At 72.7% G+C, this 12,056-nt stretch carries 10 protein-coding genes, 1 tRNA gene and 1 other RNA gene; 4 read left to right on the forward strand and 8 right to left on the reverse strand.

Features of this window, described 5'->3' with window-relative positions; translation table 11 throughout:
• Positions 1 to 70: 70 nt before the first annotated feature.
• Positions 71 to 2,254: a DNA polymerase III subunit gamma and tau gene (locus tag ACIGXX_RS13140; protein ID WP_399975317.1), complete on the reverse strand. Its 2,184-nt coding sequence runs from the start codon at positions 2,252 to 2,254 to the stop codon at positions 71 to 73.
• Positions 2,255 to 2,296: 42 nt separating this feature from the next.
• Positions 2,297 to 2,395, reverse strand: an RNA gene (ffs, locus tag ACIGXX_RS13145) — signal recognition particle sRNA small type.
• 143 nt (positions 2,396 to 2,538) lie between these two features.
• Between ffs and ACIGXX_RS13150 the strand changes: the two genes are divergently transcribed.
• Positions 2,539 to 2,626 (forward strand) — tRNA-Ser (locus ACIGXX_RS13150).
• A gap of 15 nt (positions 2,627 to 2,641) precedes the next feature.
• Here ACIGXX_RS13150 and ACIGXX_RS13155 read toward each other — a convergent pair.
• Positions 2,642 to 4,060 carry an FAD-binding oxidoreductase gene (locus ACIGXX_RS13155; RefSeq protein WP_399975320.1) on the reverse strand — a complete coding sequence of 473 codons (1,419 nt, stop codon included), beginning with the start codon at positions 4,058 to 4,060 and terminating at the stop codon, positions 2,642 to 2,644.
• 186 nt (positions 4,061 to 4,246) lie between these two features.
• The gene (locus ACIGXX_RS13160) at positions 4,247 to 5,458 is read right to left on the reverse strand and encodes a PucR family transcriptional regulator (RefSeq protein WP_399975323.1); all 1,212 of its coding nucleotides are present in this window, start codon (positions 5,456 to 5,458) and stop codon (positions 4,247 to 4,249) included.
• Positions 5,459 to 5,565: 107 nt separating this feature from the next.
• Here ACIGXX_RS13160 and ACIGXX_RS13165 point away from each other — a divergent pair, with 107 nt between their 5' ends.
• Complete coding sequence (locus tag ACIGXX_RS13165; protein WP_399975326.1) at positions 5,566 to 6,462, forward strand: SGNH/GDSL hydrolase family protein; 897 nt, start codon at positions 5,566 to 5,568, stop codon at positions 6,460 to 6,462.
• A 156-nt stretch (positions 6,463 to 6,618) separates the two neighbouring features.
• On the opposite strand, the gene ACIGXX_RS13170 is transcribed toward ACIGXX_RS13165, so the two are convergent.
• The gene (locus tag ACIGXX_RS13170; RefSeq protein ID WP_399975329.1) at positions 6,619 to 6,807 is read right to left on the reverse strand and encodes a BTAD domain-containing putative transcriptional regulator; all 189 of its coding nucleotides are present in this window, start codon (positions 6,805 to 6,807) and stop codon (positions 6,619 to 6,621) included.
• 286 nt (positions 6,808 to 7,093) lie between these two features.
• A complete protein-coding gene (locus ACIGXX_RS13175; RefSeq protein WP_351167458.1) occupies positions 7,094 to 7,579 on the reverse strand; it encodes a cupin domain-containing protein in 486 nt (161 codons plus the stop codon).
• Between the two features lie 217 nt (positions 7,580 to 7,796).
• Between ACIGXX_RS13175 and ACIGXX_RS13180 the strand changes: the two genes are divergently transcribed.
• Entirely contained in the window at positions 7,797 to 8,726 is a 930-nt protein-coding gene (locus ACIGXX_RS13180) for a LysR family transcriptional regulator (RefSeq protein WP_351167456.1), read from the forward strand.
• On the opposite strand, the gene ACIGXX_RS13185 is transcribed toward ACIGXX_RS13180, so the two are convergent.
• Together ACIGXX_RS13185 and ACIGXX_RS13190 are read right to left on the reverse strand one after the other, a co-directional pair.
• Entirely contained in the window at positions 8,684 to 9,229 is a 546-nt protein-coding gene (locus ACIGXX_RS13185; protein ID WP_399975334.1) for a GNAT family N-acetyltransferase, read from the reverse strand. The genes ACIGXX_RS13180 and ACIGXX_RS13185 overlap by 43 nt on opposite strands.
• Positions 9,230 to 9,254: 25 nt before the next feature.
• A complete protein-coding gene (locus ACIGXX_RS13190) occupies positions 9,255 to 10,856 on the reverse strand; it encodes an ABC-F family ATP-binding cassette domain-containing protein (protein WP_351167452.1) in 1,602 nt (533 codons plus the stop codon).
• Positions 10,857 to 11,042: 186 nt separating this feature from the next.
• On the opposite strand from ACIGXX_RS13190, the gene ACIGXX_RS13195 reads away from it, so the two are divergent.
• Positions 11,043 to 11,627 carry an HhH-GPD-type base excision DNA repair protein gene (locus ACIGXX_RS13195; protein WP_361469617.1) on the forward strand — a complete coding sequence of 195 codons (585 nt, stop codon included), beginning with the start codon at positions 11,043 to 11,045 and terminating at the stop codon, positions 11,625 to 11,627.
• The last annotated feature ends 429 nt before the right edge of the window (positions 11,628 to 12,056 follow it).

Here is a 12,056-nt window from a genome sequence, read left to right on the forward strand (position 1 = left end):
AAGTCCGGACGGGCCCGCCGCTGCGCGGCGGATCTTTCCCGCCCACCCACCCGATCGCCCCGCGGTGCCGTCAGGGTTCGTTGTTGTATTCCTCGACGATCGTCGCGCCCAGTTCGCGGACGATCAGGTCGTGGCCCGACAGGGCCGACTCGACCAGGTCGGGGTCGTCGTCCGCCGGGACGTCGTCCTCCGCGGAGACGTGCTCCGGGGCCGGGGCGGGGGCCGGAGTAGGAGTCGGCGCCGGTGCCCGGTTCGCGGCGGGCGGCGGCGACTGCTGCTGCTGTTGCGGGGCCGGGCGGGCCGGCGGCGGCGCGCTGCCGCCGAAGTTGCCCGCCGCGGGCGGCGGCGCCGAGCCCCCGGAGGGATCGACGATCGCCTCGACCTTCCACTGCACCCCGAACTGCTCCGACAACGCCTGCCGCAGCACATCCTCACTGCCGCTGCTGGCGAAGTTGTCCCGCGCCCCCGCGTTGACGAAGCCGATCTGCAGTGTCGTCCCGTCGAAGCCCGCCACCTGGGCGTTCTGGCTCAGCAGGATCCAGGTGAAGCGGCGGCGCCCCTTCACCGCGTCCAGGATGTTCGGCCACAGGGTGCGCGGGTCGGGCCCGCCCACCGGAGCCGCAGCCGGGGTTGGAGCGGGCGTCGGAGCCGAAGCCGCCGGAGCAGGCTGCTGCGGCGCCGGAGCGACGCTTCCCGCGGACGCGGCCGTGGGCCAGCCGCCCGGGCGAGGGGCAGCCGCCTCCGGAGGCGCGGACGGGGCCGGAGCCGCAGCCGGGCCGCTCCCCGGCGCCGAAGCCGTGGGCCACCCGCCGGGCCGACGCTCACCGGACGGCGCGGCAGCCGCCACCTCGGGAGCAGGAGGAGCCGGAGGAGCAGGAGCAGCGGGAGGAGCCACAGGAACCGCAGGAGCCGCCTCCTGCTCAGGCCCCCCGCCCCGCACAGCCGCCCGCGCCGCCGCAGGCCCACCGCCCGGCGGGACCGGGGCCCCCTGCTGCTGCGCCCCGGCATGGGCATCGGGCCCGGGAACGTACGCCATAGCAGGCCCAGGAGCGGAACCAGGAGCCCCGCCAGCCTGCGGCGCCCCCGCCATGAGGTTGCCGCCACGCTCCAGCCGGTCGAGCCGGGCCATGAGCGAGCGCTCGTCGTCGTACGCAGCCGGGAGCAGCACGCGCGCGCAGATCAGCTCCAGCTGCAGCCGGGGCGAGGTCGCCCCCCGCATCTCCGTGAGGCCTTCGTTCACGAGGTCGGCCGCGCGGCTGAGCTCCGCGCCGCCGAAGACGCTCGCCTGCGCCTGCATCCGCTCCACGACGTCCGAGGGGGCGTCGATGAGCCCCTTCTCCGCCGCGTCCGGAACCGCCGCGAGGATCACCAGATCCCGCAGCCGCTCCAGAAGATCGGCGACGAAGCGCCGCGGGTCGTTCCCGCCCTCGATGACGCTGTCGACGATCTCGAAGGCCGCCGCCCCGTCCCCCGACGCGAAGGCCTCCACCACGGCGTCGAGCAACGACCCGTCCGTGTACCCGAGCAGGGACGTCGCCATGGCATACGTCACACCGTCGTCCGCCGCGGACGCGAGCAGCTGGTCCATGACCGACATCGAGTCACGCACGGACCCGGCACCGGCCCGCACGACCAGCGGGAACACGCCCTCCTCGACGGCCATCTGCTCCCGGCCGCACACCTCGGCCAGATACTGCCGGAGCGTCCCGGGCGGCACGAGGCGGAACGGATAGTGGTGCGTGCGCGAGCGGATCGTCCCGATGACCTTCTCGGGCTCCGTCGTCGCGAAGATGAACTTGAGGTGCTCCGGCGGCTCCTCGACCACCTTCAGCAGGGCGTTGAAGCCCGCCGGGGTGACCATGTGCGCCTCGTCGATGATGTAGATCTTGTACCTACTGCTCGCCGGGCCGAAGAAGGCCTTCTCGCGCAGGTCACGGGCGTCGTCCACGCCACCGTGCGAAGCCGCGTCGATCTCGATGACGTCGATCGACCCCGGGCCGTTCCTCGCCAGGTCGCGGCAGGACTGGCACTCGCCGCAGGGCGTCGGGGTGGGACCTTGCTCACAGTTGAGACAGCGGGCCAGGATGCGCGCGCTGGTCGTCTTGCCGCAGCCGCGCGGACCACTGAACAGGTAGGCGTGATTGACCCGGTTGTTGCGCAGCGCCTGCTGCAACGGGTCGGTTACATGCTCCTGCCCGATGACCTCGGCGAACGACTCCGGGCGATAGCGGCGGTACAACGCGAGAGACGACACACATACGAGGTTATAGGCGCCCACTGACAACACGTACCGCGAACGCAAAGCGCCCCCCACGCACCCGCCAGAGCCAACCTACCCTTGCTGCCTTCCGGCCCTGGGGGAGTTCAGTCAGATAGCGCCACGTGAGGGGCTGAGCCCCACCCTAGCCGATCCCCGGGCCCGGAAGCGACGCCGGACCCCACCCCGACGGCCGCCACGGAACGATCTCGGGAGCGATCTCGGCACCGGAGGCGGATCGTGTTCGCGAGCACTCCTCAACGTCTTGTATTGTTTGCGGCGGAGGATTCGCCTAGTGGCCTAGGGCGCACGCTTGGAAAGCGTGTTGGGGGCAACCCCTCACGAGTTCGAATCTCGTATCCTCCGCCAGTGCCTCACCGGGCACTAACGTTGCAGGGCCCCACCGTTCGCGGTGGGGCCCTTCGACGTTCCCGGGGCGATGTTCTGGTTGGCGTGGAAGAGATTGGCCGGGTCGTACGCGTTCTTGATGCGCGTGAGCCGGGCGTAATGGTCGCGGTACGTGGCCCGCACGCGGCTCCGGTTCTCGTCCTCGCCGATGAAGTTCACGTAGGCGCCGCCCATGGAGTGCGGGTGCAGCTCCTCCCAGTAGTCGACGCACCACTGTCTGATCGCCCCGGCGTTGGCGGGGTCCGGGTCGATGCCGCCGATGACCCCGGACCAGACCGCGTCGCGGTAGCCCCACGCGGTGTCCTCCTGGTCGACGCGGGCGGCGGCCCCGTCGACGGGGTAGAGGTGCATGGTCGACAGGTCGGTGGGGAGGTTCTCGGCGTACTTGGCGTGCACGTCGATGGCGTCGTCGGTGATCTCGTCGAAGAAGTCGCCGCGCCAGTACCACTGGAGGCCGGTGGGGATCAGCTCGTCGAACATGCTCTGCAGCGCCGGGTAGGGCATCGGCGCCGTGAAGTGGAAGGCCGGCGGGCCCGGTTCGCGCACCGCGGCCAGGATCTTCTCGGCTCCGTCCGGGTCGCCCGTCCAGCACCACACGACGCCGCACATCCGCTGGCCGTGGATCTCCTCCGGGAACGGCGGGCCCGGCGGGACGGTGAGCGCCGCGAAGAAGCCGTTCAGGTCGTCGGGCGCCTGCGGGAGGAAGTCGCGGTACCAGCGCAGTACGTCGCGCGTCAGGTCCACCGGCCACACGGTGACCGCGACGACCACGTCGCCCACCGGGTGCAGCCGGAAGCGGAACGAGGTGACGACGCCGAAGTTCCCGCCGCCGCCGCGCAGCGCCCAGAACAGGTCCGGGTGCTGGGACTCGCTCGCGGTGACGAAGCTGCCGTCGGCCAGCACGACGTCCGCGGCGACGAGGTTGTCGATCGTCAGGCCGTACTTGCGGGTGAGGTGGCCGTGGCCGCCGCCGAGGGTGAGGCCTCCCACGCCCGTCGTCGACATGATTCCGGCGGGGGTGGCCAGGCCGAAGGCGTGGGCCGCGTGGTCGAGGTCCCCGAGCAGGGTGCCGCCGCCGACCCGGGCCGTCCTCGCCACGGGGTCGACGCGTGCCCAGCGCATGGGCGACAGGTCGATGGTGACGCCGTCGTCGACCTCGCAGAGCCCGGCGCCGCTGTGGCCGCCGCCCCGGACGGCGAGTTCCAGGTCCCGGTCGCGGATGAAGTCGACGGCGGCCATCACGTCCGCCGCGTCCGAGCACCGCACGAGGGCGGCCGGGCGCCGGTCGATCATCGCGTTGTACATCGTGCGGGCCCTGTCGTACCCGGGGTCCTTCGGGCCGATGACCGGGCCGCGGAGCGCGGCTCTCATGTCGTCGAGTGTGGTGCCGTCCATGACGGGCTCCTTGCCGAGACGCGGACCGCTTCGTCCCGCCCGGCCTCTCCCCTGTCGGGCCGTCGGTGAGCGGTTGTGCGCCGGCGTCCGGGCGCCCCCCGTCAGCCGATGCCTCAACAGGGCTGACCTCTCCAGGATCCCGCCGGTCGGCCCGGCCCGCAATCGGCGGGCGGCCGGGCCACCGCCTCAGGGCTTCGCCGCCGCGTCGTACGCCGTCAGCGCCGCCCGCAGCGTGAGGAGATCCGTGTGTGCGGCGAGGTCGAGGCCCGTCAGGGCGGCGATGCGGCGCAGACGGTAGTCGACGGTGTTGGGGTGCACGTGCAGGCGGGCCGCCGTCTCGCGGCGGTCCAGGTTCGACGCGAAGTACGTCCGCAGGGTGGCCGGCAGATCCGGGCCGTCCGCCAGCGGGGCGAGCAGCGCGGCCAGGTGGGCGCGGGCCGGGCTCGCGCGGGTGAGCTGGTAGTCGAGGAGCAGCGCGGTCAGGGGGTAGACGCCCGGCGGCCGTCCCGTGCCCGTCGCCGTGTCGCGCAGCTCGGTGGCCAGGCGGACGGCGTGCGGGACGTCGGCCGGGGTGCTCGCGGCGAGACCCGCGGTCAGGGACACCCCGCTGACCGTCATGAGGGACGCCGTCAGTTTCGACAGTCGCGCCCGGTCGGTGTCGGCCGCCAGGTCCGGTGCCATGTCGGACGGGATGAGCACGAGGCCCTCGTCGGCGGACAGGCGGGAGAGGACGGGGTGGCCGAGGGCGCGGTCCAGCTCCGTACGCAGGCGTCGGATCTTGCGCCGGGATGCCACGGTGGCGTCGACGTCGTCGCGGTCCTCGTCGGGGTGGCGCCCGATGGTGAAGGCGAGCACCAGATAGCACGGCGGCAGGCGCGTCCCCAGGTGGGCGGTTGCCAGTTGGGCGCCTCGGCCGTCGAGCAGGGCGGACAGGACCGTGTGCCGGGCCGCGTCGCGCTCCCCTATCAGTGACTGGCTCTCCTCCACGTACCCCGAGGTGACGGCGGCCGTGATCTCGCGCAGGCAGTCGAGCAGCAGCCGGTGGGCCTCGATCAGTTCGTGCGGTTCGACCGTCGCCGTCACCGCCTCGACGCAGATGCGGGCCCCGTAGTGGTAGGCGCTGACGACCGCGTCCACGGGGAGGCGTTCCTCCGCGCGCCTGGCCGCCGAGCGGCGCACCGTGTCGAGGAACTCCGGGGGCGGCATGCGCTCCGTGCGCAGTACGTCGGCGAAGGCGCGGATCGTCATGTCGACGATGGCCCGTACGTCCCCGTGCAGTTCCTCGGCGGGCAGTCGGCCGTAGACCGGCAGGTCGTCGGCGATGCGCCGGGTGACCGTCGCGGCCAGCCCCGGTACGTCGGCGATCAGGAAGCGGCCCACGCTCTTGTCACCGGTCACAACTGACCCCTCGGAAAGTCTGGTTGCGCGCCTAGAACAGCGAGGCCGCGATGGCCCGGATCATAAGGGCGTCCGTTACCCCCGGTACACCCCACCCAGGAGAGCCCGTGCGCCCCACACGCGCCCGCACCACCGCGGTCATGGCCGCCGCCCTGTCCGCCGTCTGCGTCCTCGGAGCGGCTCCGGCCGGTGCGGTGTCATCGCAGGTGTCATCGCATGAGCCCTCACAGGCGTCCTCGCAGGCCGAGGAGCCCATGGAGTACGTCGCCATCGGCGACTCGTTCGCCGCGGGGCCCCTCATCCCCGGCCAGAGCCAGCTGTCCTGTCTGCGCTCCGGCCGGAACTACCCGGCCGTCGCCGCGAAGGCCCTGGGCGCGCGGCTCACCGACGTCAGCTGCTCGGGCGCGAAGGTGAGCGACTTCTCCGGCCGCCAGTTCGGGCTCCTGCCGCCCCAGTACGACGCGCTCAAACCGAGCACCGACCTGGTGACCCTGACCATCGGCGGCAACGACGTCATCCTGGTCAGCAAGGCGCTCGGCTGCGTGAACCTCCTGCCCGAGCCCACCGGCATCTCCTGCGCCGACACCGCCGCGGCCGAGGGCGACCCCACCGCGAAGGCCATCGACGCCTGGAGCGCCACCTTCGGCAAGGCCCTCGACGAGGTGCGGCGGCGCGCCCCCAACGCCCGCATCGTCGTGGCGGGTTACGCCACCTACGTCCGCAAGGACGGCTGCTGGCCCACCCAGCCCCTCTGGGGCAAGGACGCCAACTACCTCCAGGCCCGCGTGAACCAGCTCAACGGCGTGCTCGCGGAGCAGACCAGGGCCCACGGCGCCACGTACGTCGACACCGCCGCCGTCAGCGCCGGTCACGACACCTGCGCCGCACCCTCCGAGCGCTACATCGAGGGCCTGGTGCCCACCAGCATCGCGGCTCCCCTCCACCCCAACGCCCAAGGCATGGCCGCCTTCGGAACGGCCGTCGCCCAGGCAGCGAGGTCCTGACAGGCCCTGACAAGCCCTGACAGGCTCTGACAACCTCCCTCCGTCGCTGTCAGCGGGCGGTCCGAGCGCTGACAGCGGCCCCCGGCATCGTCTTGCTCGCCGGCCCAGACGCAGTTCCGCGTCGAAGCGGTCCTCCACGGCGGCGGCCCGCAGGTCCTACCGGCGCGTGGCGGCAGCGCGCGCGAAGGGTGCCTCCAGGACGTCCGCTAGGGCGGCGCCCCGCCAGAGCGCGAGGGCCTCGCCGAGCGTCGCCGCGACCTCGTCGGCGTGACCCGCGGCCAGTTCACGCCTGCCCTGCCCGGCCAGCTCCTCGAAGCGGTGGGTGTCCACGTCGTCGGCGGCCACCGCGATCCGGTAGCCCCCGCGACCGACTCCACCGTCCCCGCCCCGCGCAGGCCTTGCGCAGCCGGGACACCAGTGCCTGGAGGGCGTCGCCCGCGTCCGCCAACGGGTGCTCACCCCGCAGGCCGTCGGCGAGCGCGTCCACGGAAACCGGCCGCCCGCCCTCGACGGCGAGCCCGGCGAGCAGCATGCGCAGCCGTACGCCGCCCACGTCGACCGGCGTCGCGTCGGCGGCGGTGGCCCTGGCCGGGCCGGGCCGGGCAGGGAGACCCTCACCGGGCGTCGTCCCTCACCGCTCGACGAAGAAGCTGTCGTGCTTGACGAGGAACTCGCCGAACTCCTTGCCGCCCTTCTGGGCCATCTCCGCCACCTGCTCGAAGTACTCCTCGCGCGGGGCGCCCGGCGAGAAGAGCATGATCATGGAGGCGGGGTCGTCGCTGTCGTTCTTGAAGGCGTGCAGGCCGCCGACCGGGACGTAGAGGAAGTCGCCGGGGCCGCCGGTGATCCAGCGGTCGCCGTCGTAGAGCTGGACCTGGCCGGACAGGACGAAGAAGGACTCCGATATGGACTTGTGGAAATGGGTGCTCGGGCCCGGCGACTTCGGCCCCAGATCCACTTTGTAGAGGCCGAATTCGCCGCCGGTGGAGGCGTGCGTGGCGAGGTAATGCGTGCGGTTGCCGCCGGGGCGGACCAGCTCGGGCTCCTGGTCGGCGGGCCTGAACACCGCGTTGATCTCGCCTTCTTCGCCGAGATAGCGCGGCTCCGGATAGGACATGTTCCACTCCTTCGTTACAGACAGGTCCGTTGCTGACAGATCCGTTGCTGACAGGTCCGTTGCTGACAGGTCCGTTGCTGACAGGCTCAGTTGACGCTCACTGCTCGATCGCGGGTGGCCCACTTCTCGCTCACCGGCTGCCGACCCTATCCATCGCGGCCCCACCCTCCCCATTAGTTGTACGTAAGGCTTGCGTGGCAGCGTTAAGCTGGACTGCATGCTTGATACGCGGCGCATGCAAGTCCTCCGGGCGGTGGTCACCAGCGGCTCGGTGACCGCGGCGGCACGGAACCTCGGGTACACGCCCTCCGCGGTGAGCCAGCAGATGGCCGCCCTGGAGAAGGAGGCGGGCATCGCCCTCCTGGAGCGCACCGGGCGCGGGGTGCGGCCCACGGACGCCGGGCGCCTCCTCACCGAGTACGCGGTGGCGATCGGCAAGCAGCTCGCCGAGGCGGAGACCGCGCTCGCCGGGCTGCGGTCGGGGCGCACGGGCCGGGTATCGATGCGGTACTTCACGACGGCGGGCGCGGCGCTCGTCGCCCCGGCCCTGGCCTCGCTGCGGCGAGCGCAGCCGGATGTGCGGGTCGAGCTGAAGCTGGCCGATCCCGACGACCCGATGCCGGAGGTGCGCGACGGGCACGCGGATCTGGCCCTGGTGGTCCGGCCGCAGGGCCAACTGGGCGTGGACGGCGTCCGGTTCGAGCACCTCCTGGACGACCGCTATCACGCCGTACTCCCGGCCGGGCACCCGCTCGCGGCGAAGCGGCTCATCGACATGACGGACCTGGCCGACGAGCCGTGGGTCGCCAGCGAGTCGCCGGGGCCCTGCCTCGACCCCATCCTCGAAGCGTGCGGCGCGGCGGGTTTCAGTCCGGACTTCGTGGTGGAGAGCGGGGACTACGCGACGGCGCAGGGCTTCGTCGCCGCGGGTCTCGGCGTCAGCCTGGTCCCGGAACTGGGCCTGGACACACCCCACTCCGGGGTGGTCGTGCGCGAGGTCCACAACCCGGTGCCGGTCCGTTCGATCTACGCGGCGGTGCGGGGCCCGGCGCCGGACCGCCCGGCGGTGCAAGGACTCCTCGACGCGCTACGGGACGCGGTGGCTCAGCTCGGGGAGACCTCTGCCGGGAGCTCCGGCGCGGCGTAACACCGCACGGTGACGGTCTGCCGCGGACTCCAGTGCTGCTCGCCGGTCCCGAGGAACCGCCATCCCGTACGTTCGTAGAGCGCGGTCGCAGAGACATCGGACGTGACGACGTCCAGCACAGGGAACAACCCCAACTCCCCCGCCTCCGCCACCACCCGCGCCAGCAGCAGCGCCCCGAGCCCGTGCCCGCGGGCCCCCGGCGCGACGAACAGCCGGCTGACCACGGCGATCTCGTCGACCGCCACGGCCGTGCGCCCGCTCCACAGAACGGGCGCCACGTCGCCCTCCCCGCTCCGGCAGAGCGAGACGTGCCCCACGACGCGCCCGCCGAGCTCGGCGACCCAGGCCCCGACGACGGAGCCCCCGGCCAGCCAACCGGCGGGCCGCGCAGGCCAGTTGGTGGGATAGCCGTCGGCCACGTGCACCTGAGCGAGGGCTTCCACGCAGGCGGGGAGGTCGGCGGCATGGCGGGGGCGGACGCAGGGGGCCGGGGCGTGACTCATCGCCGTATGCAAGCACAGAGGCGAGCTAGGCGAGCGAGACGAGCTCCCGATGGTCCGGGCCCCAGAGATCCTCGGTCCCGTCCGGCAGAAGCAGCACGCGATCGGGCCGCAGCGCGTCGATGGCCCCTTCGTCGTGCGTCACCATCACGATCGCCCCCGGATACGTGCCCACCGCGCCGAGCACCTCGTCGCGCGATGCCGGGTCGAGGTTGTTGGTCGGCTCGTCGAGGAGCAGGACGTTCGCCCCCGAGTGCACGAGCCCCGCGAGCGCGAGCCGGGTCTTCTCGCCGCCGGAGAGCACCGCGGCGGGCTTGTCGGCGTCGTCCCCGCGGAACAGGAAGGACCCCAGGACGCCCCGCGCCTCGCCGTCCGTGAGGCCGGGCGCGGCGGCGGCGAGGTTCTCCCGCACGGTCATCCCGCCGTCGAGGGTGTCGTGCTCCTGCGCGAAGTAGCCGAGCCGGGCACCGTGGCCGTGCACCACGCGTCCGCTGTCCGGGAGTTCGGCACCGGCGAGGACCCTGAGCAGGGTGGTCTTGCCGGCCCCGTTGAGCCCGAGGACGACGAGCCGGCTCCCCCGGTCGACGGCGAGATCAATACCGTCCAGCACCCTCCGCTCCCCGTACGCCTTCACCAGAGCGACCGCACCGAGCGGCGTCCGCCCGCAGGCGGCGGGCTCGGGCAGCCGGATGCGTGCGACGCGCTCGGCGCGGCGCACGGGCTCGGTGGCGGCGAGCATCCGGTCGGCGCGGCGGGCCATGTTCTTCGCGGCGGTGGCGGTGGCGACGTGCGAGCGCATCTTCTCCGCCTGGCTGCGCAGCGAGGCGGCCTTCCGCTCGGCGCTGGCCCGCTCGCGGCCGCGGCGCCGCTCGTCCGCTGCGCGCTGTTCGAGATACGTGTGCCAGCCGGTGTTGTGCACATCGAGGGAGGCACGACCAGGATCGACCTCGAACACACGATTGACGGTGTCCCCAAGAAGCTCGACGTCATGACTGACGAGAACGAGCCCACCGGGATAGCCCCCGAGATACCCCCGCAACCAGCCGACGGAGTCGGCATCCAGATGGTTGGTCGGCTCGTCGAGCAGCAGGGTGTCGTGCCGCGAGAAGAGAATCCGGGCGAGCTCGACGCGGCGCCGCTGGCCGCCGGAGAGGTGGCCCACCGGCGCGTCCAGGGTGCGCGCGGGCAGCCCGAGCCCGGCGGCCACGCGGGCGGCCTCCGCCTCGGCGGCGTACCCGCCCCGCGCCTGGAACGCGTCGTCCGCGCGGGCGTAGGCGGCCATGGCCCGCCGCTGCTCACCGGCGCTTGTGGCGGCGGCCATGGCGCTCTCGGCGGTACGCAGGGCCTGCGCCGCGCGGTCGAGGCCGCGGGCGGAGAGGATGCGGGCCGTGACGGTGCCGTGCGGGTCGGCGGCGGCGGGGTCCTGGGCTAGGTAGCCCACGGAGCCGGTGCGGTCGAGGGTCCCCGCTGCGGGGGCGAGCTGCCCCGCGAGGGTCTTGAGCAGGGTGGTCTTGCCGGCGCCGTTACGGCCTACGAGGCCGATGCGGTCGCCGGGGGCGATGTGGAAGGAGGCGCCGGCCAGCAGGAGCCGGGCGCCGACGCGGACGTCGATGCGTCGGGCGGTGATCATGGGGTAACGCTCCGCAGTAGCGAATGGACACACGGGTGACGTGGAGACCGGTGTCCTGGCTAGGAGATGCGGGGCGTAGACATGCGGCGAGGGTAGTAGGAGCAGCCCTGCGGCCGCACGCGGTTTTCCACCCCCTCCCTCCGGCGCACCGTGCGAACCGCCACCCCCCGGGGGATGATCGACTCCATGGACGTCACCCTGCACCTGGCCCAGGAGCCGGAAGCCGATGAGCTGCTCGGCCGCAGTCCGCTGGCCGCGCTCGTCGGGATGCTGCTCGATCAGCAGGTCCCGATGGAGTGGGCGTTCGCGGGCCCGCACACGATCGCGCGGCGGCTGAACGCGGACGATCTCGACGCGCACGAGATCGCGGCGTACGACCCCGACGAGTTCGCCGCGCTGCTCTCCGCCAAACCGGCGGTGCACCGCTATCCGGGATCGATGGCGAAGCGGATCCAGCAACTCTGCGCGTACCTCGTCGAGCACTACGAGGGCGACCCCACCGCCCTGTGGGAGGGCGCCACCTCCGGCAAGGACCTCCTGAAGCGCCTGAACGACCTCCCCGGCTTCGGCAAGCAGAAGTCCCAGATCTTCCTGGCCCTGCTCGGCAAACAACTGGGCGTACGTCCCGCGGGCTGGCGTGAGGCGGCGGGAGCGTACGGAGAGCCGGACGCGTACCGCTCGGTCGCGGACATCACGGGCCCGGAATCCCTCCAGAGGGTCCGCACCCACAAGCAACAACTAAAGGCAGCAGCAAAGACCACCCCCAAGTAACAACCCACCACCCAACCTCTCCCGCCCACCCGTCCGATTGCCCCGCGGTGTGGGCGGATGGCTCGCTGGCACGGGGTGGGTGGCGGGTCGGGGGCTGCGCGGCGGGCGGGGAGAGCACGCCGGGCTGGCGGGGAACGCGCGCAACAACAAGGCTGCATGATCCTGCACACCCCAGCTACGGCCGCTCGCCCCCACACGGGCCGGTACGCCCGCCCACAGCGCGGCTAGCGGCGCTCCCGCCGAAACAACCCCGGCAGCACGCCCCACGCCCCGCACACGGCAACGCGACGCGAGGGGGCGGGCCGGTATGTCCGCCCGGAGCACGGCTCCCAACACTCCGGCGCCGAAGCACCCCCACGGCCACCGGACGATAACGAGGACGCACATACCGGCACGGCCCCGCACCCACCAACAGACCGACCCCGCAGC

Origin of the sequence: Streptomyces sp. NPDC055243 (assembly GCF_044544025.1) — a bacterium.
Taxonomy (GTDB): Bacteria; Actinomycetota; Actinomycetes; order Streptomycetales; family Streptomycetaceae; genus Streptomyces.

What these genes read in the sequence shown, in the direction of transcription:
- ACIGXX_RS13155 (WP_399975320.1), bottom strand. Translation starts at nt 4,060, where the DNA reads ATGGACGGCACCACACTCGACGACATGAGAGCCGCGCTCCGCGGCCCG.
- ACIGXX_RS13175 (WP_351167458.1), bottom strand. Translation starts at nt 7,579, where the DNA reads ATGTCCTATCCGGAGCCGCGCTATCTCGGCGAAGAAGGCGAGATCAAC.
- ACIGXX_RS13180 (WP_351167456.1), top strand. Translation starts at nt 7,797, where the DNA reads ATGCTTGATACGCGGCGCATGCAAGTCCTCCGGGCGGTGGTCACCAGC.
- ACIGXX_RS13185 (WP_399975334.1), bottom strand. Translation starts at nt 9,229, where the DNA reads ATGAGTCACGCCCCGGCCCCCTGCGTCCGCCCCCGCCATGCCGCCGAC.
- ACIGXX_RS13190 (WP_351167452.1), bottom strand. Translation starts at nt 10,856, where the DNA reads ATGATCACCGCCCGACGCATCGACGTCCGCGTCGGCGCCCGGCTCCTG.
- ACIGXX_RS13195 (WP_361469617.1), top strand. Translation starts at nt 11,043, where the DNA reads ATGGACGTCACCCTGCACCTGGCCCAGGAGCCGGAAGCCGATGAGCTG.